The following is a 24,108-nucleotide window of genomic DNA, read 5'->3' on the forward strand; positions in this document are numbered from 1 at the left end:
TCAACGTCCATCCAGCTCTCGGTGTCTCTTCAGGGTTGCCCAACGGCTGCTCAAAACATCGGCTAGTCGTTCCACCAAGTAGACCGAGCGGTGCTGGCCGCCAGTGCAGCCCACCGCGACCGTGACATAACTGCGGTGGTTCCGGTCAAGCATTTCCAGCCAGTGCGCGAGAAATTGCTCGATATGCGCCTGCATCAGCGACACATCGGGTTGCTGGCGCAGGAAATGGGCGACAGGTTCGTCCAGCCCCGTCAGATCCCGCAGCGCAGGTTCATAGTGTGGGTTCGGCAACATTCGCACATCAAAGACGTAGTCAGCGTCCATCGGTATGCCACGCTTGAATGCAAAAGACTGGAATACCAGGGTCATCTGTCCCCGGGTGGTGACAAGCAAACTCTTCACGTAGCTTTGGAGCTGTGAAGCCCGTATGGTGCTTGTGTCGATCACATGCGACTGTTCTCGCAGTTCCGCCAGCAGCTCGCGCTCCAACTCGATAATCTGCACGAGCGCTTTTCGACCCTGTTGGAGATCGTCGTGCGACAGCGGGTGGCGTCTGCGTGTTTCTGAGAAACGCCTGACCAGCGTATCGATGGTGGCGTCGAGGAAAACCGATTGCACCGAAACGCCCTCGCTCCTTAGCCGACTCAGCTCCTGTGGAACCTGATGCAATGAGGTGGCACTTCGAACGTCCATCGCGATAGCAACGCGGTTGCCGTGGTGACGGTGTTCCAGCGCCACAAAAGCTGGCAGCAGTTCTGGGGGCAGGTTGTCTACGCAGTAATACCCTGCGTCCTCCAGCGCATGCAGCGCCACGGACTTTCCTGATCCCGACATACCCGTGATCAAAACGATTTCAAGTGCCATCAGCCATGTCCTTCTCGTGCAACGGCCGCGAGATCCAGCATCTCGCTCGCGTGGGCGAGCGTAGTCTGGGTGGATCGTTCGCCGCCCAGCATGCGGGCAATTTCTGCCACACGGTTCTCGCCCTGTACCGTCGATACGGCGCTGGTGGTGCCATTCGGGCTCTTGCGTTTGGCCACCTTGAGGTGGTGGTGTGCGCAAGCCGCCACCTGCGGCAGGTGGGTGACCGCGAGCACCTGACGGTCGCTGCCAAGCTGCTGCATCAGCCGCCCCACTGTTTCAGCCACCGCCCCCCCCTACGCCAGAGTCCACTTCATCAAAGATGAGCGTGGGAGCCATACCCAATTCACTGGTTGTTACAGCGATGGCCAGCGAAATGCGGGAGAGTTCGCCGCCCGATGCGACTTTGCCAATGGGTTTGGGTGTCATCCCGGGATGGCCCGCGACGAGGAATACCACGTCATCGATACCGTGGTGCGAGGGCTCTGAGGCCTTGGTCATGGAAACCTCGAATTTTCCTCCCTCCATGCCCAGGCCCTGCATGGCTTGGGTAATGGCGTGAGACAGTTTCGGGGCGGCTTTGGCGCGACCCAGAGACAGCACGCGTGCCGACGCGTGGTAGGCCTTGGCACTGGCGGCCTCGGCGGCCTCCAGTCGTTCCAGATCTGTCGCTGCGTCCAGCCGGCGCATCTCCTCCTTCCAGCTCTGGTGTAGAGCCGGAAGCTCTGCTGGCGTGCGCTTGTAACGGCGTGCCAAGGTCATCCAGAGCGAAATGCGGGTGTCGAGTTCGGCCAGGCGCCGTGGATCTATTTCCACGTGCCTCAGATACAGCTGCAGCGAGTGGAGGACGTCGCTGGCTTGTGCGAGGCTGGAAGAAAGGATGTCTGCGAGCGGTGCGAACTCGGGCTCAATATGCTCGTGGCTTTGGAGAAGATCGTGCGCGCGTGCAAGCCCAGTCAGTGCACCAGCATCTTCATCTTGGAGGGCTTGGATGGCGCCCTCGGCCCCTTCCAGCAGCGCCTGCGCATGTGAGAGGCGTTTGTGTTGCGCGTCGAGTTCTTCCCATTCGCCATCAATGGGTGCGAGCTTGTCCACCTCGTTGATCTGCCATTGCAGACGCTCACTTTCCTGCTGCAAATTAGCCTGGGCCAGGCGTGCTTGCTCCAGGGCTTTTTGATCCTTTCGCCATTGGGTCCAGAGCGCTGCGGTTTCTGCTGTGTGCATCCCTGCAAATGCGTCCAGCAGGCCGCGTACCGAGTCGGGTCTTGTAAGGCTTTGCCAAGCATGCTGCCCGTGGATGTCTAGCAGGCTGTCTCCCAAAGCCCGCAGCTGGGCAGCAGTGGCTGGGGTGCCATTGATCCAAGCCCTGCTTTTACCCTGAGAGTCCACGGTCCGACGCAAAAGCAGCAGCTCATCAATATCAAAACCCGCGTCCTCCAGCCATGGATGGAGATGGGATGGGCAATCGAACTCCGCGCAAAGATCCGCTTTGTCAGCGCCTTCGCGAACCACACCTGCATCGGAGCGTGCGCCCAGGACGAGTTGCAGTGCATCAATCAGGATGGATTTCCCAGCGCCTGTTTCTCCCGTCAGCACGGTGAAGCCAGAACTTAGTTCAAGTTCAAGCGCTTGAACGATCACAAAATCGCGCAGGGTAATCCGCCGGAGCGCCATGGTCAGGAGCCCCCTTCGTTCCAGCGCAATTTTTTGCGCAGGGTGGCAAAGTAGTTCCAGCCTTGAGGATGGAGAAACCGCACGCAGTGCTCTGACCTTTTCACCAGAATGCGGTCACCATGCAGCAGTGAGGCCAGTGACTGCATGTCAAAGTTGGCACTGACATCCCGACCACTCACAACCTCAACCGCCACCTCGGTGGCATCCGACAGAACAATCGGTCGGTTGGAGAGTGTATGGGGGGCGATAGGCACCAGCACCCATCCGGGAATGGAGGGGTGAAGCATGGGACCACCGGCTGACAGCGAATACGCCGTTGACCCTGTGGGTGAGGCGATGATGAGTCCGTCTGCGCGTTGGTTCGCCACAAATCGGCCGCCGACCTCGACCCGCAATTCCACCATGCCTGAAGTCGCGCCTCGGTTCACAACGACATCGTTCATCGCGAGGGCTTCGAAGACGACGCGCTCGTCGCGCACGACCGTGGCGTGCATCAGCGGTCGCAAGTCTTCCTCGTATTCGCCCTGAAGCATGGGGGGCAGAGTGGCCTGATAGGTATCGAAAGGAATGTCGGTGATAAAGCCAAGCCGTCCCTGGTTGATGCCGATCAGGGGCGTCCCAAACCGGGCGAGCCGCCGACCTATGCCCAGCATGGTGCCGTCACCCCCGACCACCAGGCCCAGATCGCATCGACTGCCTATCTCGTCTACATTCAGGACTGGATAGTGTGTGAGCCCGGTGTTGCTTGCGGTCTCAGCTTCCAGCATCACTTCGCAACCCTGGCGTTCAAGAAAATGGGCGATGTCTTCCAGGGCCTGGCGGGAGCTTTCACCGATGGAGCCCGCCGAAGAAGCTTGGTACTTGCCTATCAGTGCGACATGGCGGAAATTGGACGTCATCGCGAAATTACATCATTAAAGTGACGTGATCTTTTTGATCCGCTTGAGCATGCGGTCTTTGCACGCGCTGTCTCGTTCGGATTCCAGCGCAGCCACCACGATCCAGTCGCGTGGGTCTTGTCCCAAAACGTCTGCTAGCGCGCCTGCTATTGCAGGGCTCAAATGACCGCGCTCTTTTGCGTTGTACAGCGCCTGTTTTGATAGTCCAAGTTCCTTAGTCCACTCTGCTACGTTCTTTACTTCCAGCGCTTTTTCGAGAAGATTCATTGTGTGTGTCATGACTACTCCTGTTGTGTAGAAAATACACGAATTGAGTAGATTCTAGAAAGGTCTTGATACTCAATGTGAGTAGTTGTATGGTTCGGCCCTACTCAATATGAGTATTTGGAGCCGCCATGCACCCCGCATCAACCCTTTGCACTCCCCCTGCCACCAAACGGCCCGGCGAAAGCTTGGCGGCTCCAGCCGCTGCCGGGCAGGGGGTGTGCACCACCTACCGACGTGAGCGCGCATCGCGTGCAGCCTCTCTCCCAGGTCGCCGCATTTCCTCACGCTCTGCTTTTCTGAGCGCCTTTTCCTTCCTCCTGCTTGCGATGCTGATAGCAATCAGCAGTCCAGCGATGGCCACGATCAGCGCAGCAATCCCCCACACCACGGGGGCTGTGACTTGTTCCATTTTTGTTTCTCCCTCTGTAACGACCGCCTTCATTGTCGGCTGCTGCCTTCTGGCCCTTGTTGTTTTCCACCTCGCGATGGTTCCTGCAATGAATTGGATCGTGCGGAGGTTCTCATGAAGTTCAACGGCCAATCCGGCGCAGGCATGGTGCCCATGTTCATGGGCCGCGCTCCCCACCAATGGCAACACGTCCTTGCATTTCTTGAGTCACTGCCACAGCGCGACGCAGCCGCGACCGGCGAGCGAAGCGCGGGCGCGGCGGCGGCGGGCTCCCAAACCATCCCCGTTGGTAATCACGGGGATAACAGGAGGTCGATCAAGTGACCCGGCCAGCTACTTCCACGCTCGTCCTCGACGGCGCAGAAATCAAGGCCCGGCTGCTGGCCGAACGCACCGCTTCAAAGTCGGTTGTCCATATCGATTGGGTCCGCTTCACCTGCCTGCTGCGCAACGCCCCGGCACCCTCGATTGATGACCTGTTTCCACCCGCTGCATGCCCTCAATTCGCGCCCAACGTGTGGGACTCGCAAGACCTCTACAACCCGCAACAGCGCATCCTGGCGCTCAAGCGGGAATTGGCCCTCTTGCCCGATGCGGACTATGTGGCCAGCGTCCAGGCTAAAGACCTTGCAGACGTTGTAGCCGCAGCCCTCGGCGCCGATTACACCGTGGCCCCCGAGGTGCGCAAGGGCCATGACTTCTACCGCTTCCGCTGGAGCATCGAGCGCAACGGCACGGAATGCGGGTGGGTGGGCTACCTCTCCAGCGGCGACAGCCCACGCCAGCAGGCCCAGGGCCGCACTATCCACTGCAACCTGTACGGCGCAGCCTGCACCTTTGCAGAGCACGGATGGAATGACCGCGTGGCTTCCATCATCGAAGAACGCGATGGCGACATGACCCGTTGTGACCTCGCGCTCGACTTCTTCGATGGTCTCCCAGGCGGCATGCAGCGCGTGCTCGACGACTACAAAACCGGCCTGTGTGACTCAGGCGGAAAACGCCTCAAGTGCAACATGCTGGGCGACTGGGCCAACGGTCACGAGCGCTCGTTTTACATGGGCAGCAAAGAGGCCGGAAAGCAAACCAACGTCTACGAAAAAGGCGATCAACTCTTTGGCGTGGATGCCCTCTCGCCCTGGATTCGCATCGAGCTTCGGTACGGCAACAAGCTGCGCGTTCTCTCGCCCGACATGCTGCGCCGCCCCGCCGACTTCTTCGCAGGCGCCAGCGACTGGCACGCCGCGCAGTTGCTCATGGCAGACCACATCGCCACGCCCGAGCCCGTGAAGACCACAGGGCGCCTCGCGCTCGAAACCGTCGAAGCCGAAGTGGTCCGCAACGTCCGCTGGTTCCGTGATGTAGCCGCCCCCACCGCAGCCGCTGCCATTGAATTTCTCGGCCTGGAAGAGCTGTGCGCAATGGTCAAAGACCAGAAGCTGCCAGGCCGTCTCCAAAAGTTCTCTCTTTCCGAAGTGCGCCGCGCATTCGCGCCCGCCTTTGATCGCTTGTCCCTGGTCGCAGGCGCTGGCCCCGCCACTGCATAGACCACCACCCAAGGCCAAAGGAAATCACCATGCGTATCCCCATGCAAGTAGTCGTGCACGGCATCAAAGAATCAGCTGGCACCTTCGAGGGCAAGCCGTTTAGCAGCACCACGTTTCACTGTGAAGTGGACCTGAAAGAAAACGGTGCAGGCCGCTCTCTCGGTCGCGTGACCCGCCCTTTCAAGATCGGCGATGCCAAGGAGTTTGACAAGTGGGCGCACCTGGGCGCGTCGTTCCCCATCACCGCCAATGCTGTCTTCGAAATGGAGGCCACACGCGAAGACGGAACCAAGCTGTCTTTGGTGGAAATCACCCCTGCCGCCCGGGTACCGAAAGCCGCGTAAATGCGCCTGCTCATCCAGTCCCAAAGCACAGGCCGATTCCTGGCGCCGTCACTTGATGACGGTCAGCCCGGATGGGTCGCCAGCTTGAAAGAAGCCGGGGGCGGTGTCGTTTTTGACGTTGAGTCAGCACACCAGCTCGTGCAGGACTGGTGCGAGCCCGAAGACCTTCCCCAGCTCATCGACTTAGACCGACTCGGCACCGAAGCCGACTACATGCCATGAACGAAATCGACCTCACGCACGTAGCCCACCGCCTCGCCATCCTCGGCATCTGCGCAGGCTTCACAGGCGCCGCCCTGTGGCAATTACTGGTCGGCTCCATGCACGTACTGGCCCACCGCCTGCACGCCCGCGCAGCCCGCCGTGAACGCATCGCTCAAGCGCGTGCACGAGCCCTCGGCAATGCCTGAGCAAACCATTCAATGCGCTGCGGCCTGCACGGTCACGGTGCAACACGAAATCACCCTCCCTGTGCTCGATCTGAGTCCACAAGAAGGGGCCGCAATCAGCAGCGCCATCCTGCTGGTGTGGGCTGTGGCGTGGGCCTTCCGGGTCCTCATCCAGACCATTAAATCTTCCGATGGAAACCAACCCAATGAGGACTGAAACATGAACCGCATCAATGCACAAACCCGCCGCTTTGCCACTGCTGCCGCAGTCGGTGCCCTGGCCCTCGCCAACAACGCACACGCCGCCATCGACGTGACGGGCGTGGTCTCTGAGATCAACGACACCATCGCGCCCATCGGCCTCATCGGCGCCGCTGTGCTGCTGGTCGTAGTGGCCGTCGCGGCCTTCAAGTGGGTGCGCCGCGCTATCTCCTAAGCGCCCCACACATGTGCTCCCTGACCGGCCGGCAGGGGCCTTGCAAAAGTCCACGCGGTGGGCTTCTCCAAGGTGAAAAACATGGGCCTTCTCGTCATCGTCACAGTTCTGGGGGCCGCATGGCTAATCTTTACCGCCTAATCCTTGCGTTCCTGCTGCTGGCGTGCGCTTCGGCCTTTGCAGCATTCACGCCACCCGCTGGCTATAGGTATTCGGCTCCTGTCCCGCCGTACACCTTCTCTAGCGCTATGGAGGCTTGCTCGGCACTTGGCGGTTCCAGCCTGGGGCCTTGGTTGTCCAGTCAAGCCTATTGCTACGGCCCGACGGGGGCATACATCAATGTTGTGTCTCGGTTTCCTACAGCCGGTTGTCCCGCTGGCTCCACGCTCACTGGTGGTCAGTGCGTCTGCTCGGCGGATTTGGATGAGGTGGGGGCGCAGTGCGTTCCTAAGTGCAAAGCCGATGAGGTGCGGGTTGATGGTCAATGCAGGCCAAAAAACCCATGCCCCGCAGGACAGCACGAAGAAGGCGGCGCCTGTGTGCCCGACGACTGCGGGAAAGATGAGGTTCGCGTAAATGGCGTGTGTGTAAAAGAACCTCCATGCCCTGAAGGTCAAGAGCGCGTGAATGGCACCTGTCGCCCAGCGAAGTGCAAAAAGGGGCCTGCTGGCACGTGGTACGGCTTCAGCAGCGACTCCCCTGAATACATGTGCGACGGGGGCTGCATGGTGGTAGTCACGCCCAATATCTGCGTTAGCTGGGAGGGAAAAACAGAGTGTGAAGGTCCGGGGACTTACACCGGTTCCCGCTGCTCCGGTGGCGGCGATGGCAGTGGCCCCGGTACCGGCCCTGGCGGGGGTGACCAACCCGGTGGCCCTGGTGATGGTGATGGGCCTGATGGGCCTGGAACTGGCGGCGGTGGCGATGGCCCCGGTACACCGGGCGGCGGTGGCACTGGTCCCGGAACTGGTCCAGGCACTGGCCCTGGCACTGGCCCCGGTACCGGTCCTGGCACCGGCCCCGGTACTGGTCCAGGTGAAGGCCCCGGCAAGCATCCACCCAACCCCGGTGGCTCAGGTCCCGGTACTGGTGGTGGCGGTGTCCTGCCTCCGCCTGTGACCGTTCCTCCAGAGGACCCTGATGGCGATGGCGAGTTTGAATGTCCGTCTGGGTTTCACCCTGCGCCCAGTGGCCCCGCCTGCATCAAAGATCCTGAGCCACCAGACGGCGACGGGAAGTGCCCGCAGGGTACCGTGCTTATCAACGGCCAATGCCACGGCACTTACACACCCGGCCCCCCTGGTGGTGGAAATGGTGGCGGTGATGGCGACGGTGATGGTGACGGCGAGTCCGGATTTGGCGGCAACTGCGAGGCCGGTTTTGCCTGCGAGGGCGATGCGATCTTCTGCGCGATTGCCAAGGAACAGCACGTTCGCGCATGCCGTTTATTCGATAAAAAATCCGTCGAGTCTGAGCTGTACGAAAAGGAAAAAGGCAAACAGGGCGAGCAAACCAAGGACCTACCCGGCAACAAAGAAGAGAGCATGGCTAACCGCATCAGCACCGCTGACGCGTTCGGTTCAGGCCAGTGCATCCAAGACCTGAGCGTTGTTGTTGCCGGTCATTCGCTCTCGCTTCCTATGAGCAAGATTTGCCCAAGCCTCGCCATCATCGGAAACATCATGGTTGCGGTGTCGCTGCTGCTCGCCATTCGCATCGTTGGGAGGGGGTAAGCAATGCCAATATTCGTCGCTGCCATCGGCGGCATGCTCATCAATCTGGTGGGCTCCCTGGTCGGTCGCGTGCTGGTTGCGCTCGGCATGGCCGTCATCACCTACACCGGCGTGAATGCGAGCCTTGAGGCCCTCAAAACGCAGGCCATCCAGAGCTTTGCGGGCCTTCCTCCCGAAGTGTTCGGCATGCTCGCCACCATGAAAGTCGGCGTGGCAATCAGCATCGTGACAAGCGCCATCGCGGCCCGCTTGCTGCTCGATGGCCTGACCTCCGACACCTTCAAACGCTTCGTGCTCAAGTAGCCATGCTGTACCTCATCAGCGGCGCCAACGGCGCAGGAAAGACCCTGAACACCCTCAAGTGGGTGCGTGAGCGCCAGCTCAAAGAAAACCGCCCCGTGTGCCATAACGGGCGCTTTGAACCCGTGCCCGGTGGCGAGTTAGACGGCTGGAAAAAGATCGACTTCAAAGACTGGCAAGCAGAGCCAGACGGCACGATCTTTCTGATCGACGAGGCCCACAACGATTTGCCCAACAGGCCCGCAGGTTCCACCGTGCCCGAAGCCGTCAAGATGCTGGCAGAACACCGCAGGCGCGGCTTTGACTTCTACATGGTCACCCAGCACCCGCAGAACATCGATAGCTTCGTGCACCGCCTGATCGGCCCGCCTGGATGGCATCGCCACCTCAAGCGCTCCTTCGGCGTCGATATGGTCAGCGTGTTGGAGTGGTCCGCGGTCAATCCCAACTGCGAAAAAGACGGCAGTGGCAAGACCGGCACAGTCACCATGCAAGCCTTCCCCAAGGAGGTGTACAGCTGGTACAAAAGCGCCAGTCTGCACACCGGCAAAAAGAAGCTGCCCGCAAAGCTCTGGGTGTTCCTCGCGTGCATCGTGATCATCCCGCTGTTGATCTGGCTGGCTGGTTCCAAGCTCTTGACCAAGACCGAAGCGAAGGCAACCACAAAGCCCGCCAGCCAGGTCGAAACCATCGCTGCAGCACCGCAGGCAGTGGCCGCAAAGCTCACACCAGAGCAGTACATCGAGCAGCGCTCTCCGCGCCTGAAAGACTTCCCGCACACGGCCCCGGCCTACGACGAGGTGACCAAGCCCACCGTGGCCCCGTACCCCGCTGCGTGCATCACCATGGGCAAAACCTGCAAGTGCTACACCCAGCAAGCCACGCTGATGCAAGTCAGTGGCCCAGTGTGCCTCCAGATCGTTGCTCAGGGCTTCTTTGTGGACTGGCAACAGCAAAGCCAGCAGGTGGCGCAGCACGGCCCCCAATTGCTCCCGCAGCAGGTCCGCATGCAGCCTATGCAAGCAATGCAGCCACCGCCCCAACAGGTGCGCAGCGTGCCCACTCCCAACCCAGAGCCCAACCTTCCCGGCCAGATCACGCAAGCCGATATACCGCAGGCGCTGGGCATCAGAAACCCCGCCTTCAACGTCCACCCGCACAACAGCGGCAACCAAGGCGGCTAGCGCTGTAGGCGTCCTTTCTGAGAGACAAACAGGGCCCCGAGAACGGAGCCCTTGTGGCGCAGTGGTGGGGTCGGGGTATGGGGTGAGAAACCCCATGTCGGGCCATAGAGCAGGCAGTACCCTTTGATACAGTTGCGCTATCAAAATCACAGCTAAATAACTTCTGTTTTGACCATCTACGGTTATGCCCGCGTTTCCACCACCGAGCAAAATACGGCTGCACAACTCGCTGCTTTTCGTCGTGCTGGGATTGACAAGGTCATTCAAGAAAAACGTTCAGCGATTAAGCAGCGGCCCGAGCTAGATAGGCTGTTGACCATGATGGTCAAGGGTGATGTTCTGGTCGTCTATAAGCTCGACCGGCTTGCTCGCTCTGTCTCCCATTTCGTCAAAGTGTTTGAGCACTTGAAGGGTAAGGGCGTGGGGTTTCGCTCATTGACTGAATCAATCGAGACCGACACGCCCCAGGGGCGTATGTTTTTGCACTTGCTCTCCGCCTTTGCGGAGTTTGAAAGGGAGCTAATTCGCGAGAGGTGTCTCGCTGGTCAGCGGGCTGCGCGTGCCGCTGGCAAGACTTGGGGCAGAAAGAGGGCGCTTTCTGATGATGATGTCGCTCAGGCTGCAGCGGCGTGGCGATCTGGCTGGTATGACCAACGAACCTTAGCGGATATGCTGGGGGTGTCGATCAGCTCGTTGCGCGACCACATCCACCGCCATGAAGGGCGGGGCAGGTGGGCCAAAGCCCAAATACGAGAGTAAATATTGGCCGCCGAGTGCGTGGGGCAGAATTCGGCCAGGAGCGGACGTTCAAATATGAGAAAACTTTACCCGCACGAACTGCCATTGGTTTCTTACCTGTTTGCAGTGGCAGATATCGGCGACCACTTAAGCGAGTTGCTTGTGGAACCAATGGCGGACGGCGGAATGGGAAGTCTCGCGATTGACCGCATGAACACTGCGCTGAAATTTGGCTGCTGCATCGCGCAGTGCGAGTTCCTTGATGCAGACGGGGTAAACATTGAGGCTTCGCTCAACTGTGACACCGCAGGTAGGCCAATGGAAGTAGACATATGGAAAACTAACTTCGCTCCGATCGCTCGATGGCCTAAGAGAGCCGACATTCGACCGCTTTCGTCTGCATCTCTTAAGTCCAGAGCTAGACACTCCTGAACGGCTGCAAAGGGCCCTGAGCCGACGTTAGACAACACAACCGCAAAGCTGCCGTTCATACGCAATCCGCTGCCTGACGGCCGAAAACGTGCTGTCTGAGTGCGCGGTACCTTCTTGGTAGCGAGCTATAGTTTGCCTCGTTGACGCCTGCCGGGTTTCGCGGAATTTTTATACCTGGATGTTTAAACAGGCAACCGCCTGGAAACACATGCTGCAAGCCACTTCCCGGAGAAATCAGTGTCCAGAATATCCCGCACGATCCAGTTTGTCTCGCATTGTTTGCGGGATACATCACGTTAGTCGCTTGCAGGCCATATGAGCAGAAACATCTTTACGGCTACTGAGGAACTTTCAGCGAAGCTGTTTGCCCTCATTGATTTGCCTCTATACGATCAATCTACAAGGCTGAAAACTAGCGATGTTGCTTGTTCAATGTCTTTGGAGCATTGGTCTGCCAGCATCAACTTGCTCAAGGCAGCGTTGCTTCCTTCTGCAGTTACGGTTCACAGAGCACAGTTTGAAGCGTTGCTTCGATCTATCTGGGTTCTGTACGCGGCGTCAGACTCGCAAATCGAGAGACTTTCGTCCGAACTCACGCTTGAGGCCGAGCAAGCCGCCAAGAACCTTCCCATGGTGGCCGACATGATGAGCGCTGTTGAGCGGCAGGGACCACCACAGGCACATGACGCATTAAAGCGCTTCAAAGAAAACACATGGAAAGCGCTCAATTCATATGCTCATGCAGGCATCCACCCGCTTAGGCGGCATGCAGAGGGCTACCCAGTCCAACTCATTGAAAGCATCGCCAGGAATGCCAACGGGCTGGCCATCGTTGCGGCCATGCAAGCATCAGTCCTCAGCGGCTTGCAGCCGCTTCAACGAGACATCTTGGACCTCGCAGCCCACTTCCCAGAGTGCATGCCACCACCGTTATGACGAACCGAAAACAAGCGCCTAACTGGTCGGTCAAGCGGACGCCAACACTGGCCTTGGCTTCGCCATCTTCATGGCCAGTGTTGGTGCCCTGCGCACCTTCGGTACCCCGGCGCCGCTTACCTTGAGCGTTGAGATTGCGCTTTCGCAAGCGGCGACCGACTGTTCCTGGCCGTTATGAGCCAAACTATCGAAAGATATGGTCTGCGAATTGGCGCGACCTACACTGGGTTGGAGCTATGCCTGCATATCAATGGTCTTGCTTATCCTGCGGGGCATCGAACAGCCCAGCAGCCTTGGAATGCAGCGCATGCAGTTGCCCTGCAGCATGTAGCTCTGATGAGCTACTGAAATATCGAGACCAATATGTGCAGCAAGGCGGTATCGTTGGGCCCGCTGCGGCCCCCACCTTGGATGCAACGGACTATGCCGCACTAAAGGCACTTCTGTCCCTTCCACTTGTTTTGCTAGGTTGGTGGCCATTTGGTCAGCAAAAACGTAAGACAAAGTAGCATTTAAGCGTCTAACCCACCGCTCAAGCGAACCAACATTCTGCGGGCCGCTAGCTCATTTCTCTGAGCGGCCGCTCTCACGACTCACCACCGGCAGCTTGTGGCCGAAAGGGGTTATGGTAGTAAAGGCTCTTTGGCCTCACCCCGACCACCCTAGCCGTCGTTTCATGAATTCCGTTCTGCGAGCGAGCTTACAACCGTAAAATCATTCCATGCTCGATGACCGTGCCAAGTTGTTGCTCAAAGCGCTGGTCGAGCGCTACATCGCCGATGGGCAGCCCGTCGGATCCCGCACGTTGTCGCGCGCGTCTGGGCTGGATTTATCTCCAGCCACTATCCGTAACGTCATGGCGGATCTGGAGGAGTTAGGGCTGATCGCGAGTCCCCACACCTCAGCCGGTCGCATTCCTACTGCACGAGGTTATCGGCTGTTTGTGGACACCATGCTGACAGTGCAGCGGGACCCTCTGACCCCTCCCCAGCTTGCGCCCGAACAGCCGCAAAAGGTGATCGCCAACGCTGCCCAGTTGCTATCCAATCTTTCGCAGTTCGTCGGTGTCGTTATGGCACCACGCAGAACATCGGTGTTCCGCCATATTGAGTTCTTGAGGCTGTCCGAGCGGAGATTTTTGGTCATCATCGTTTCGCCCGAGGGCGATGTTCAAAATCGCGTGATCTTCACGGATGTGGACTACTCCCAGTCGCAACTCATCGAGGCTTCCAACTTTCTGAACGCGCATTACGCTGGGCTTGCGATGGAGCAAGTGCGTGAGCGCCTGAAATCTGAGGTGGATGTTCTGCGCGGCGAGATTGCTTCGCTCATGCAGGCTGCGGTGAATGTGGGGTCTGAGGCTTTGTCTCAAGCGCAGGACGAGGTCGTGATTTCTGGTGAGCGCAACCTGCTTGCGGTCAGTGATTTCTCCAGCGACATGGGCAACTTGCGACGTGCCTTCGATCTGTTCGAACAGAAAACCCAGATTCTGCGGTTGCTGGATATCTCCAGCCAGGCCGAGGGAGTGCGCATCTACATTGGCGGTGAAAGCCATGTCGTGCCTTTTGAGGAGCTGTCCATCGTCAGTGCTCCGTATGAGGTGGATGGCAAAGTGGTCGGGACGCTGGGCGTGATCGGCCCCACGCGCATGCCATACGACCGGATGATTCAGATCGTGGACATCACATCAAAGCTGGTGTCCAACGCACTCAGCCATCGCAAGTAAAGCCCCTACAATACGGCGCTTGCCCCGTTGTATAGCGTTGGAGCATGGCTTGGGGCGTTAGCTCAGTTGGTTAGAGCAGAGGACTCATAATCCTTTGGTCGTTGGTTCAAGTCCAACACGCCCTACCACCCATTCATTCGAATGGGCGATCATCACGATCACGGCCAGTTTTCTTGTCGCAATGTGCGCCTTTCTTCTTTTGGAGTCTCTGGAGTGCATTACAATTGCGGCTTGCGTTGAGTTGAGCTTTTGCTGATCAGGCCCATGCGGCATGGTTACAGTAAAAAAGTTGATTTCAAGGGTTGCCAAGAAATCATGCTATAATTCTAAGCTTAGCGGCTGTAGCTCAGCTGGATAGAGTACTTGGCTACGAACCAAGGGGTCGTGGGTTCGATTCCTGCCAGCCGCACCAATGTTTAAAGCCTGCAATCGCAAGATTGCAGGCTTTTTCATTTGTCAAAGCGTTTCTCGCTGACGGGGAGATCTTCCATGAGCAAGGCCTTTACCAAAGAAACCGATGCTTCCGATGAGGATGAATTGGTGTTGCCTGCGTTGCCTGCGGGCGGCAAGAACTACATCACTCCGGCAGGATACGCACGCCTGCGTGATGAGTTGCTGGACCTGATTGACAACGAGCGGCCCAAAGTGGTCGAAGCCGTGCACTGGGCTGCCAGCAACGGAGATCGGTCTGAAAATGGCGACTATCTCTACGGCAAGAAACGTTTGCGAGAGATTGATCGGCGCATCCGCTTCCTCACTAAGCGGCTCGAGATTGCCGAAGTGGTGGATCCCAGCCTGCATGCGGGCAGCAATCAGGTGTTTTTCGGCTCCACAGTCACGTACATCGATGACGAAGGTATAGAGCGCACGATCACCATCATGGGCATCGATGAGGCGGACAGTCGGGAATCGCAGGTGAGCTGGATCTCGCCAGTGGCACGTGCGCTCTTGAAGGCCCATGTGGGTGACGAGGTGCTGCTGCCTACGCCAGGAGGCGTGCGAAGCCTTGAAGTGGTGGCAGTGCAGTATCCGCAGCGCGCCGCGCATGCGGACTGAGCAGGGGCTACAACCCGCTTTACGCTAAGCCATGCTTGGGTTGATGGCGCTGCTCAGCGCTGTGAAGTGCTTACGTGGCCTGCGGGGTGATGCGTGCAGCGCGAATGACGGCCTGGGTGCGCCGCAGGTTGCGCAGTGCGGTTTCGAGGTGGGTCTGATCTCGCACCGCCACAATAAAGCGCAAGTCTGTGGTGTCGAGGGCCGCCTCGTCATCCATGTCCACATGGGTGATGTCAGCTTCTGAATTAGCCAGTTCAGCGGCCACCCGGGCGAGCACGCCTTTGCCGTTGGTGACAGTCACCACGACCCCGGTTTCGAACATGCGCGTGGGCTCGTCCGACCAGTCCACCGCGATGAAGCGCTCGCTGTCCTTGTGCTGCAGCCGCTTGGCCACGGTGCAGTGGGCGTTGTGGACCACCAGGCCCTCGCCACGGCCCAGATAGCCCACGATGCTGTCGCCAGGGACGGGGCGGCAGCAGGATGCGTACTGCACCGAGGCATTTTCGCTGCCATCCAGAGTTACCGCTCCTTGCGAAAGCGTCTCGTGGGATGTGTAGCGCTCCCGTGTCATGAGCAGCGCATCAGGACGATGGCCGTGTTCGGACATCAGCACCATGAGTCGCTTGGCCACGATGCTGGCGATGCGCTTGCCCAGGCCCAGGTCCGTCATCAGTTCGCTGCGGGTGCGGTTTCCGGTAAAGCGCAGCAGTTTGTCCCACATTGGTTGGGTCTCTGCGTCCTGGGTAGGGAGCTGCTCCAGGCCTTCCGCCCGGATGGCCTGGGTCAGCAGCTTCTCGCCCAGGCCTTCCGATTCGGTCTGTGCCAGCGTTTTCAGGTAGTGCCGGATCTTGGAGCGTGCGCGGCCCGTGCGCACAAAACCCAGCCAGGCCGGGTTGGGCGTGGATACCGGGGCTGTGATGATCTCTACAACATCGCCATTCTTGAGTTCGGTGCGCAGGGGCACTTGCTCGTTGTTGATTTTGGCCGCCGTGGTGCGGTCGCCGACGTTGCTGTGGATGGCGTAGGCAAAGTCCACCACGGTAGCTCCGCGAGGCAGGGCCATGATCTGGCTCTTAGGGGTGAAAACGTAGACAGCGTCCGGGAACAGGTCCACCTTGACATGGTCCCAGAACTCGGCGGCATCGCGGGTCTCGTTCTGGATGTCCAGCAGGGACTGCAGCCACTTGGTCCCCAGTCGCTCGGCCGACGTGCCATCGCCGTCCTGCGCCTTGTACAACCAGTGCGCGGCCACACCGGCCTCGGCAATGACGTGCATCTCATCCGTGCGCATCTGGAATTCGATGTTCACGCCCGAAGGGCCCACCAGTGTGGTGTGCAGGGATTGGTAGCCATTGAGCTTGGCGATGGCGATGTGGTCCTTGAACTTGCCAGGAACCGGCTTGTACATCTGGTGGAGCACGCCCAGGGCGGTGTAGCAGTCTGTCACCGTGGGTACGATCACCCTGAATCCGTAAATATCGGTGACCTGGGCAAAACTCAGGTGCTTGAGATCCATCTTCTGGTAGATGGCGTACAGCGTTTTCTCGCGGCCGGCGAGGCGGACCTTCATACCGATCTTGGAGAAGGCGGTGTCCACCTCGGCCTGAACCTTCTGCACCAGATCGCGCCTGCGGTTGCGTGATTTGTTGACTGCCTTGGACAGCGTGGCGTAGCGCCATGGGTGAAGGTGCCGAAAGGCCAGGTCCTGCAATTCCCGGTAAGTCTGGTTGAGGCCCAGGCGGTGGGCAATGGGTGCATAGATCTCCAGCGTCTCCGAGGAGATGCGGCCCCATTTGCTGCGCGGCATGTCCGACAGCGTGCGCATGTTGTGCGTGCGGTCCGCCAGCTTGATGAGGATGACGCGCACGTCGCGCGCCATGGCCAGCAGCATCTTGCGGAAAGACTCGGCCTGGTTCTCTTCGCGGGTGTTGAACTGCAGCTTGTCGAGCTTGGTCAGCCCATCTACCAGTTCGGCCACGGGGGCGCCAAAGCGGTCTATCAGGTCTGCTTTGGTGACGCCACAGTCTTCCATGGCATCGTGCAGCAGGGCGGCCATCAGCGCCTGGGCGTCCAATTTCCACGTGGCGCACTGCGCAGCCACGGCAATGGGGTGCGTGATGTAGGGCTCACCGCTGTTGCGCAACTGACCCAGGTGGGCCTCGTCAGCGAAGCGATAGGCCTGGCGCACCTGTTCGATGCTGGTCGCGTCCAGGTAGTCGAGGCTGTCTGTCAGCGCAGCAAAGCTGGCCGCAGCCGCATTGGCTGCCGCTGCGGCTGCCGACAAAGTTCCCGCCGTTGGTACTTCGCCGGGGCGGGCTTGCGTTGCAGAAGGTGAGTTGAGCACCGCGTTCATGCCTTAAATGTAGCGCGGGAGCGCATCAGGAGACTTTGGGGCAAAAAAAAGCACCGCTGTCGCGGTGCTCTTTGCGGGCTGCGCCCAGAAAAAAGCTCAACCAGGAACCTTCTTGAGCATTTCCAGGCCAACCTTGCCTTCGGCGATTTCGCGCAAGGCGGTCACGGCAGGCTTGTTGCGGCTTTCGATGCGGGGGGCGTGGCCTTGGCTCAGCATGCGGGCACGGTACGTGGCGGCCAACACGAGCTGGAAGCGGTTGGGGATCTTTTCCAGACAGTCTTCTACGGTGATGCGTGCCATCGTTTTACTCCGGGGATTCAGGTGATATTGAGCGACTGGAAGGTGTCAGCACGGGCGCGGCGCTGGGCGGCGTACTTGAGTCGCTGGGCGTGAACTACGGCTTTCAGGTCGAAAAGCGCGCGCTCAAACAACTCATTGATTATAACGAAGTCAAATTTGCTCACCTGGGCCATCTCGGTAGCCGCGTTCTTGAGACGGACTTCGATGACATCGGGGGAGTCTTCGCCCCGTCGTTCCAGGCGCGAACGCAGTTCTTCCCAGCTGGGGGGCAGGATGAACACGAGGATGGCATTCGCGAAGGCTTCCTTGATCTGCAATGCGCCTTGAAAGTCGATTTCCAGGATCACGTCCGAGCCTTGGGCAATGCGCTCCTCGATCGCCTTTTTGGAGGTGCCGTAGCGGTTGCCATGTACATGCGCCCATTCCACGAAGGCGTTGCCTTCCACCATGGCATCAAACTCGGATTGCGATGCAAAGTAGTAGTCGCGGCCGTGCTTTTCCTGCCCGCGCGGAGCGCGGGTGGTGTGGGAGATCGACAGGTGGACGTGGGAGTCCAGCTCCAGCAAGGCCTTGACCAGGCTGGATTTGCCGGCGCCGCTGGGGGCTGCAACTACGATGAGATTTCCGGGATAGTCCATAGTTGATGTGCGCGAAGCGCTATCAAAAAATGAGTGTTATTCGATGTTCTGTACTTGCTCGCGCATCTGCTCGATCAGCACTTTCATGTCCACGCTGATGCGGGTCAGGTCAAGGGCGGCAGATTTGGAACCCAGCGTATTGGCCTCGCGGTGGAGTTCCTGAATCAGGAAGTCCAGGCGCTTGCCCACCTCGCCGCCCTTCTTGAGCAGGCGTTCGATCTCGTCCAGGTGGGAGTCCAGCCGGGTGATTTCCTCGGCCACATCAATGCGGATGGCAAAGGCCGTGGCTTCGGTCAGGGCGCGGTCGCGGGCGGCCTCGGGCAGGGTGGCTCCGTCGGTCAGCGCCATGGCTTCCTTCCAGCGCTCCATGAAGCGCAGCCGTTGCTGCTCGACCAGCAGCGGCACCATGGGGACGGCCTGTTCGGCCAGGGCGCGCAATTGCTTGACCCGGTCCAGCAGCATGGTGGCCAGGCGCTTGCCCTCCCGTTCGCGGGCGGCCATCAGGGCGGTCAGGGCTTCTTCGGCCAAAGCAGGAACGGCATCGCTCCAGTCCTCAGAGCCCGATGGGGCGTTGGCGCACAGGCGCAGGGCGTCGGCTACCGTGAGGGGCGCCGCCGTCGGCAGCCATGCCTTGACGGAATCTTGCAAAGAATTGAGCCGCTGCAGCAGCCGCGCGGGCGGGTCCTGCAGGGTGTTGCTGTCCTCGTTCTCCAGGGCGGCGCGGACTTCAACCTTGCCGCGCTTGAGGCGGGCGGTCAGCAGGCTGCGCAGCGCGGGCTCCATGGCACGCAGTTCATCGGGGAGGCGGAACGAAAGGTCCAGGAAGCGGCTGTTGACCGAGCGAATTTCCAGCCCCAGTCTGCGTGATTGGGGCGCGCGGGTGTCGTTTTCAGCGCCAGTGGCAGATGCGCCATGCTGTGCGCTGGCGTATCCGGTCATGCTGTAAACTGGCATTGGACTTTTTGATGGTTGCTTGCGATCCGGCGATTATCCGGGTTCCGCTCCACCCCCGAGTCATCTTCGCAAAATATGTCAAAAATCAAGCCGGCTCCTTTGCCGCCCGATACCGCAATTGGCGGCTACCGCGTGGTGCGCCGGTTGTCTTCTGGCGGCTTTGGTGTGGTCTATCTGGCCCTGGATGCCGAAGGGCAGCAGGTCGCCATCAAGGAATACCTTCCTTCGTCGCTGGCCACGCGTGCACCGGGCGAGTTGCTGCCCAAGGTGCAGTCCGAAAAACTCTCGCTCTACCGCCTGGGGCTCAAGAGCTTCTTTGAAGAAGGCCGGGCGCTGGCCCAGATCTCGCACGCTTCTGTGGTGAGCGTGCTCAACTTCTTCCGCGAAAACGAAACCGTCTACATGGTGATGAACTACCTGGAGGGTGCGACCCTGCAGGACTTCATCATCACCGCGCGCGACCTGAAAACACAGAAGGTCTTCCGCGAATCAACCATCCGCTCGCTGTTCGACGAGGTGCTGCGCGGGCTGCGCATCGTGCACCAGCACAAGATGCTGCATCTTGATATCAAGCCGGCCAACATCTTCATCACCGACGACAACAAGGCCGTGATGATCGACTTTGGCGCTGCGCGTGAAGTGCTGTCCAAAGAGGGCAATTTCATCCGCCCGATGTACACGCCCGGCTTTGCCGCTCCCGAGATGTACCGGCGCGATTCGTCCATGGGACCCTGGACCGATATTTACGCGATTGGTGCCTGCATCTACGCCTGCATGCAAGGCTTTCCGCCCAACGAGGCGCCCCAGCGCATCGAAAAGGACCGCCTCTCGCTGGCCTTGACCAAGCTGCGTGGCGTGTACTCCGACAACCTCATCGAGGTGGTGGAGTGGTGCATGGCGCTCGATCCGCTGTCGCGCCCGCAGTCGGTGTTCGCGTTGCAAAAGGAACTCAGCCGCGAGGGCGAGCGCCGCTACACCAAACTGACGGTGGCCGAGAAGATGCGCCTGCAGCTCGACACCCTGGTGTCCGACACCAAGAAGAATGTGCAAAAGGTGGGTGAAGCCACCGGTATCGGAGCCAAACCCAAATGAACCCGAAGCCCTCTTTGCGTGAGTCGCTATGAAATTCTCGGTTTTCCAGATCAGCCGCCGTGGTGGCCGCGAGAAGAACGAAGACCGCATGGGCTATTGCTACACGCGCGAATCGGGCCTTTTTGTGTTGGCCGACGGCATGGGCGGCCACCCGGAAGGCGAAGTGGCTGCACAGATTGCGCTGCAGACCATCTCGGCTTTGTTCCAGCGCCAGGCCAAGCCGCAGCTCAAGGATGTGCAGGAGTTTCTGTCGGGCGCGCTGCTGGCGGCGCACCACCAGATCCTGCGCTACGCCACCGACAAGGGCATGCTCGACACGCCGCGCACCACGCTGGTGGCTGCGGTTTTGCAGGGCGGCACGGCCACCTGGGTGCATTGTGGCGATTCGCGGCTGTACATGGTGCGCGACGGTGATTTGCTCACCCGCACCCGCGACCACTCCTACATGGAGCTGCGCAACTCCCCGCCGCCGGGCCTGGAGCGCATCAACCGCAACGTGCTGTTCACCTGCCTGGGCTCGCCCACCAAGCCCATCTATGACATCACCGGCCCGGTTTACCTGGAGCAGGGCGACCGCATTCTGCTGTGTTCGGATGGCCTGTGGGGCACCCTCAGCGACGAGGAGATTGCCACCCAACTCGGCCGCAACACCGTGTCGCATGCTGTGCCCGAACTGGTGGAAGACGCGCTGCGCAAGGCGGGGGACAGCAGCGACAACGTGACCGTGATCGCGCTGGAGTGGGAGACGCCCGACGCCTTCGAATCCACCCAGGGCGTCTCGACCGACAGCATCAGCGACGACGTGTTTGCGTCCACTATCCAGGCAGGGCCACTCGATGGCCTGGTGGATGACCTGGACGATGCCGCCATCGAGCGGTCCATCGCCGAAATCAACGAAGCCATTCGCCGCTCGGCCGCACGGAAAGCATGACCCCCCCCTGAGTCGCTGCGCGCCTTCCCCCTTCTCTCGAATCGCTGTGCGATTCGGGAAAAGGGACACTGCCAGTGCACGCAAGGGAGACGCAGCCACGCAGCCTGGGCGGCCCTCGCACGGCGACCGTTGGCCTTGGCCGCGCGTTTCGGGCAAGCCTTTGGTCATGCATGAGGCGCACCCATTTTTCTACTGAAAATTCTATGACCACCTTTACCCGCACCGGCGACCGCGCCGCCCACCAGCTGCGCCCCGTGCGCATCACCCGCCGCTACACCATGCATGCCGAAGGTTCGGTGCTGATCGAGTTCGGCAACACCAAAGTGCTTTGCACCGCTTCGGTGGAAGAGCGCGTGCCGCCCCACAAGCGCGGCAGCGGCGAGGGCTGGGTCACGGCCGAATACGGCATGTTGCCCCGCGCCACCCACACCCGCAGCGACCGCGAGGCCGCGCGCGGCAAGCAGACCGGCCGCACGCAAGAGATCCAGCGCCTCATCGGCCGCAGCCTGCGCGCCGTGTTTGATCTCAAGCTGCTGGGCGAGCGCACCATCCAGCTCGATTGCGACGTGATCCAGGCCGACGGCGGCACCCGCACCGCTGCCATCACCGGCGCCTGGGTCGCGGCACAAGACGCGGTCAACCAGCTGCTCGCCAGCGGCAAGATCACGCAGTCGCCCCTGGTGCAGCCCGTGGCCGCGATCTCGGTCGGCATCGTGCAGGGCACACCGCTGCTGGACCTGGAATATGTGGAAGACGTGGACTGCGACACCGACATGAACGTCGTGATGACCGGCGCTGGCCACTTTGTGGAAGTGCAGGGCACCGCCGAAGGCGTGGCGTTTACCCGGACGGAGATGGACCAGCTGCTCGCGCTGGCCGAAAAAGGCATCGCAGAGCTGGTGCAGTTGCAGCAACGGGCGCTGCTGGAAACCCCCTAACCCCCTAACCTGATATTGCTCACTAATTGATAGCTGCTTGCGCTTGATGGATAAGCGCTAGATGCCAATTTGAATCATGAAAATCGTTCTAGCATCCAACAACCGTGGCAAGCTGGCCGAGCTGCAGTCCATGTTCGCGCCACTCGGGGTCGAGCTGGTTCGCCAGGCCGACTTGGGCGTGGGTGAGGCCGAAGAGCCATTTCGCACCTTTGTGGAGAATGCCTTGGCCAAAGCCCGCTTTGCCTCGGCCCACACCGGCCTGCCCGCCTTGGCGGATGACGCTGGCATGTGTGTGGATGCCTTTGGCGGCCTGCCGGGCGTCGATACCGCCTACTACTGCACCCAGTTTGGCTACGAGAAGAGCGACGACAACAATGTGCGCGCCCTGCTGGAGCAGTTGCACGGCGTCGCCAACCGCCGCGCCGCCATGGTCAGCACTCTGGTTGCCGTGCGCAGCCCGCAAGACCCTGAGCCGCTGATTGCCGTGGGCCGGGTGGTGGGCGAGATCACCACCGAACCCCGGGGCAGCAACGGATTTGGTTTTGACCCTGTGATGTTCATCCCCGAATTCGGCAAGACCTTTGCCGAGCTGCCTGTGGAAGTGAAGAACGCCCATAGCCACCGGGGCCGCTCGGCCGCGCAGATGCTGGCGCTGATGCGCGAACGTTGGCTGTAGAAGGGGCACTGAACGTGGTTCATATTCCGATCACGCCGCAGGCAGAGGCCGAACCCGCCGTGGTGCGCGACATCCAGCACTACATGCGCCCCGGCCTGCTGCAGCTGCCCAGCCTGCCACCGTTGTCGCTGTATGTGCACCTGCCGTGGTGCCTCAAGAAATGCCCGTACTGCGACTTCAACTCGCATGAGTACCGCGAAGGTGGCAGCGATGCGGCGGGCAATGCAGGTGTGCCCGAGCAGCGCTACATCGACGCGCTGATGGCCGACCTGGAGGCCGCGCTGCCGCTCATCTGGGGCCGCACGGTGCACAGCATCTTTATCGGTGGGGGCACGCCCAGCCTGTTTTCACCAGCCGCCATTGACCGGCTGATCGGCGACATCCGCGCCCGCCTGCTCCTTGCGCCCGACTGCGAGATCACCTTGGAGGCCAACCCCGGCACGTTCGAGAAAGACCGCTTCCGCGCCTTCCGCTCTGCGGGCGTCACGCGCCTGTCGGTGGGGGTGCAAAGCTTCAACGACCAGCACCTCAAGGCCCTGGGCCGCGTGCATGACCGCAGCCAGGCCTTGGCGGCGGTGGAAGAGGCTGCCGCGTCGTTTGACACCTACAACCTCGACATCATGTACGCGTTGCCGGGCCAGACGCCGCAGGAGCTGGAGCAGGACATGTTGACGGCATTGGCCTTCAAGCCGCCGCACATCTCCATCTACCACCTCACCATCGAGCCCAACACCTACTTCGCCAAGTTTCCGCCAGCCATCCCCGAGGACGACCAGGCCTACGCCATGCTCGACCGCATCACCGAGATGACTGGCCAGGCGGGCATGGCGCGCTACGAAATATCGGCCTATGCGCAGCCCGGCCACCAGTGTTTCCACAACACCAACTACTGGCAGTTTGGTGACTACCTGGGCATTGGCGCGGGCGCACACAGCAAACTCAGTTTTGCGCACCGCGTGGTGCGCCAGGTGCGCTTTCGCGACCCAGGCCGCTACATGGACAACGCCCTGGCCGGCAGGGCTGTGGCGCAGGATGAAGACGTGCGCCGGGCCGAACTTCCGTTTGAATACATGCTCAACGCCCTGCGCCTGCGCGGTGGTTTTGCGCTGCAGGATTTCATGGATCGCACGGGTTTGCCGCTGACCACCATCGCCAAGGGGTTGAAGGCGGCCGAAAGCAAAGGTTTGATCGAGCGCGACCTGACCCATGTTCGCCCGACAGAGCGGGGCTTTGATTTTCTGAGCGACCTGCAGGAGCTGTTCCTGGCGGACTGACCGGGGCTACCGCTGATGCCG

27 protein-coding genes, 2 tRNA genes and 1 pseudogene are annotated in these 24,108 nt (G+C 60.4%); 22 read left to right on the top strand and 8 right to left on the bottom strand.

Annotated features, from left to right (window positions below; translation table 11 throughout):
* The 4 genes and pseudogenes from rapZ to EXV95_RS22410 all read right to left on the bottom strand — a co-directional run bounded on the left by rapZ (nt 1) and on the right by EXV95_RS22410 (nt 3,713).
* Entirely contained in the window at nt 1-864 is an 864-nt protein-coding gene (gene rapZ, locus EXV95_RS22395; RefSeq protein WP_121422498.1) for an RNase adapter RapZ, read from the bottom strand.
* Nucleotides 864-2,535, bottom strand: a pseudogene (gene recN, locus EXV95_RS22400) (DNA repair protein RecN). Before recN ends, rapZ begins: the two are co-directional and overlap by 1 nt.
* A gap of 2 nt (nt 2,536-2,537) precedes the next feature.
* On the bottom strand, nt 2,538-3,434 hold the full coding sequence (locus tag EXV95_RS22405; RefSeq protein ID WP_055399049.1) for an NAD kinase: 897 nt from the start codon (nt 3,432-3,434) through the stop codon (nt 2,538-2,540).
* A 15-nt stretch (nt 3,435-3,449) separates the two neighbouring features.
* The gene (locus tag EXV95_RS22410) at nt 3,450-3,713 is read right to left on the bottom strand and encodes a hypothetical protein (protein ID WP_176888558.1); all 264 of its coding nucleotides are present in this window, start codon (nt 3,711-3,713) and stop codon (nt 3,450-3,452) included.
* Between the two features lie 511 nt (nt 3,714-4,224).
* Between EXV95_RS22410 and EXV95_RS22415 the strand changes: the two genes are divergently transcribed.
* The 17 genes from EXV95_RS22415 to greB all read left to right on the top strand — a co-directional run bounded on the left by EXV95_RS22415 (nt 4,225) and on the right by greB (nt 14,931).
* The gene (locus EXV95_RS22415; RefSeq protein ID WP_176888559.1) at nt 4,225-4,434 is read left to right on the top strand and encodes a hypothetical protein; all 210 of its coding nucleotides are present in this window, start codon (nt 4,225-4,227) and stop codon (nt 4,432-4,434) included.
* A complete protein-coding gene (locus tag EXV95_RS22420; RefSeq protein ID WP_176888560.1) occupies nt 4,431-5,657 on the top strand; it encodes a replication initiation factor domain-containing protein in 1,227 nt (408 codons plus the stop codon). Before EXV95_RS22415 ends, EXV95_RS22420 begins: the two co-directional genes overlap by 4 nt.
* Nucleotides 5,658-5,686: 29 nt before the next feature.
* Nucleotides 5,687-6,001 carry a hypothetical protein gene (locus tag EXV95_RS22425; protein WP_176888561.1) on the top strand — a complete coding sequence of 105 codons (315 nt, stop codon included), beginning with the start codon at nt 5,687-5,689 and terminating at the stop codon, nt 5,999-6,001.
* On the top strand, nt 6,002-6,223 hold the full coding sequence (locus tag EXV95_RS22430) for a hypothetical protein (RefSeq protein ID WP_176888562.1): 222 nt from the start codon (nt 6,002-6,004) through the stop codon (nt 6,221-6,223).
* Nucleotides 6,220-6,411 carry a hypothetical protein gene (locus tag EXV95_RS22435; protein ID WP_176888563.1) on the top strand — a complete coding sequence of 64 codons (192 nt, stop codon included), beginning with the start codon at nt 6,220-6,222 and terminating at the stop codon, nt 6,409-6,411. The genes EXV95_RS22430 and EXV95_RS22435 overlap by 4 nt, the downstream gene beginning before the upstream one ends.
* Complete coding sequence (locus EXV95_RS22440) at nt 6,404-6,607, top strand: hypothetical protein (RefSeq protein ID WP_176888564.1); 204 nt, start codon at nt 6,404-6,406, stop codon at nt 6,605-6,607. Before EXV95_RS22435 ends, EXV95_RS22440 begins: the two co-directional genes overlap by 8 nt.
* A gap of 3 nt (nt 6,608-6,610) precedes the next feature.
* The gene (locus EXV95_RS22445; protein ID WP_176888565.1) at nt 6,611-6,826 is read left to right on the top strand and encodes a major capsid protein; all 216 of its coding nucleotides are present in this window, start codon (nt 6,611-6,613) and stop codon (nt 6,824-6,826) included.
* An 825-nt stretch (nt 6,827-7,651) separates the two neighbouring features.
* Nucleotides 7,652-7,945 carry a hypothetical protein gene (locus EXV95_RS25090; RefSeq protein ID WP_176888566.1) on the top strand — a complete coding sequence of 98 codons (294 nt, stop codon included), beginning with the start codon at nt 7,652-7,654 and terminating at the stop codon, nt 7,943-7,945.
* Nucleotides 7,946-8,079: 134 nt separating this feature from the next.
* Nucleotides 8,080-8,559, top strand: a complete 480-nt coding sequence (locus EXV95_RS22455) for a hypothetical protein (RefSeq protein WP_176888567.1) — start codon at nt 8,080-8,082, stop codon at nt 8,557-8,559.
* Nucleotides 8,560-8,562: 3 nt separating this feature from the next.
* Nucleotides 8,563-8,862 (top strand): DUF2523 domain-containing protein, encoded by a 300-nt coding sequence (locus EXV95_RS22460; protein WP_176888568.1) that lies wholly within the window; start codon nt 8,563-8,565, stop codon nt 8,860-8,862.
* Nucleotides 8,863-8,864: 2 nt separating this feature from the next.
* Nucleotides 8,865-10,043 carry a zonular occludens toxin domain-containing protein gene (locus EXV95_RS22465; protein WP_176888569.1) on the top strand — a complete coding sequence of 393 codons (1,179 nt, stop codon included), beginning with the start codon at nt 8,865-8,867 and terminating at the stop codon, nt 10,041-10,043.
* A gap of 168 nt (nt 10,044-10,211) precedes the next feature.
* The gene (locus EXV95_RS22470) at nt 10,212-10,802 is read left to right on the top strand and encodes a recombinase family protein (protein ID WP_176888570.1); all 591 of its coding nucleotides are present in this window, start codon (nt 10,212-10,214) and stop codon (nt 10,800-10,802) included.
* 726 nt (nt 10,803-11,528) lie between these two features.
* Nucleotides 11,529-12,149: a hypothetical protein gene (locus tag EXV95_RS22475; protein WP_176888571.1), complete on the top strand. Its 621-nt coding sequence runs from the start codon at nt 11,529-11,531 to the stop codon at nt 12,147-12,149.
* Nucleotides 12,150-12,870: 721 nt separating this feature from the next.
* Nucleotides 12,871-13,875 carry a heat-inducible transcriptional repressor HrcA gene (hrcA, locus tag EXV95_RS22480; RefSeq protein WP_055399047.1) on the top strand — a complete coding sequence of 335 codons (1,005 nt, stop codon included), beginning with the start codon at nt 12,871-12,873 and terminating at the stop codon, nt 13,873-13,875.
* 51 nt (nt 13,876-13,926) lie between these two features.
* Nucleotides 13,927-14,003 (top strand) — tRNA-Ile (locus EXV95_RS22485).
* 207 nt (nt 14,004-14,210) lie between these two features.
* A tRNA-Arg gene (locus EXV95_RS22490) sits at nt 14,211-14,287 on the top strand.
* Between the two features lie 77 nt (nt 14,288-14,364).
* Nucleotides 14,365-14,931: a transcription elongation factor GreB gene (gene greB / locus EXV95_RS22495; RefSeq protein WP_176888572.1), complete on the top strand. Its 567-nt coding sequence runs from the start codon at nt 14,365-14,367 to the stop codon at nt 14,929-14,931.
* 70 nt (nt 14,932-15,001) lie between these two features.
* On the opposite strand, the gene EXV95_RS22500 is transcribed toward greB, so the two are convergent.
* The 4 genes from EXV95_RS22500 to EXV95_RS22515 all read right to left on the bottom strand — a co-directional run bounded on the left by EXV95_RS22500 (nt 15,002) and on the right by EXV95_RS22515 (nt 19,176).
* Complete coding sequence (locus tag EXV95_RS22500; RefSeq protein WP_176888573.1) at nt 15,002-17,284, bottom strand: bifunctional (p)ppGpp synthetase/guanosine-3',5'-bis(diphosphate) 3'-pyrophosphohydrolase; 2,283 nt, start codon at nt 17,282-17,284, stop codon at nt 15,002-15,004.
* 96 nt (nt 17,285-17,380) lie between these two features.
* On the bottom strand, nt 17,381-17,584 hold the full coding sequence (gene rpoZ / locus EXV95_RS22505; protein ID WP_005794722.1) for a DNA-directed RNA polymerase subunit omega: 204 nt from the start codon (nt 17,582-17,584) through the stop codon (nt 17,381-17,383).
* Between the two features lie 17 nt (nt 17,585-17,601).
* Nucleotides 17,602-18,222 (bottom strand): guanylate kinase, encoded by a 621-nt coding sequence (gmk, locus tag EXV95_RS22510; RefSeq protein ID WP_055399040.1) that lies wholly within the window; start codon nt 18,220-18,222, stop codon nt 17,602-17,604.
* Nucleotides 18,223-18,258: 36 nt separating this feature from the next.
* Entirely contained in the window at nt 18,259-19,176 is a 918-nt protein-coding gene (locus EXV95_RS22515) for a YicC/YloC family endoribonuclease (protein WP_121422508.1), read from the bottom strand.
* Between the two features lie 75 nt (nt 19,177-19,251).
* Between EXV95_RS22515 and EXV95_RS22520 the strand changes: the two genes are divergently transcribed.
* The 5 genes from EXV95_RS22520 to hemW all read left to right on the top strand — a co-directional run bounded on the left by EXV95_RS22520 (nt 19,252) and on the right by hemW (nt 24,087).
* Nucleotides 19,252-20,268, top strand: a complete 1,017-nt coding sequence (locus EXV95_RS22520; RefSeq protein ID WP_008905072.1) for a serine/threonine-protein kinase — start codon at nt 19,252-19,254, stop codon at nt 20,266-20,268.
* Between the two features lie 28 nt (nt 20,269-20,296).
* Nucleotides 20,297-21,199 carry a PP2C family serine/threonine-protein phosphatase gene (locus tag EXV95_RS22525; protein WP_055399036.1) on the top strand — a complete coding sequence of 301 codons (903 nt, stop codon included), beginning with the start codon at nt 20,297-20,299 and terminating at the stop codon, nt 21,197-21,199.
* A gap of 203 nt (nt 21,200-21,402) precedes the next feature.
* Nucleotides 21,403-22,137, top strand: a complete 735-nt coding sequence (rph, locus tag EXV95_RS22530) for a ribonuclease PH (protein WP_176888574.1) — start codon at nt 21,403-21,405, stop codon at nt 22,135-22,137.
* Nucleotides 22,138-22,213: 76 nt separating this feature from the next.
* Nucleotides 22,214-22,813 (top strand): RdgB/HAM1 family non-canonical purine NTP pyrophosphatase, encoded by a 600-nt coding sequence (gene rdgB, locus EXV95_RS22535; RefSeq protein WP_055399032.1) that lies wholly within the window; start codon nt 22,214-22,216, stop codon nt 22,811-22,813.
* 14 nt (nt 22,814-22,827) lie between these two features.
* Nucleotides 22,828-24,087, top strand: a complete 1,260-nt coding sequence (hemW, locus tag EXV95_RS22540) for a radical SAM family heme chaperone HemW (RefSeq protein ID WP_176888575.1) — start codon at nt 22,828-22,830, stop codon at nt 24,085-24,087.
* The last annotated feature ends 21 nt before the right edge of the window (nt 24,088-24,108 follow it).

It is taken from the genome of Acidovorax sp. JMULE5, assembly GCF_013376875.1.
In the GTDB taxonomy this organism is placed as follows: domain Bacteria; phylum Pseudomonadota; class Gammaproteobacteria; order Burkholderiales; family Burkholderiaceae_C; genus Acidovorax; species Acidovorax facilis.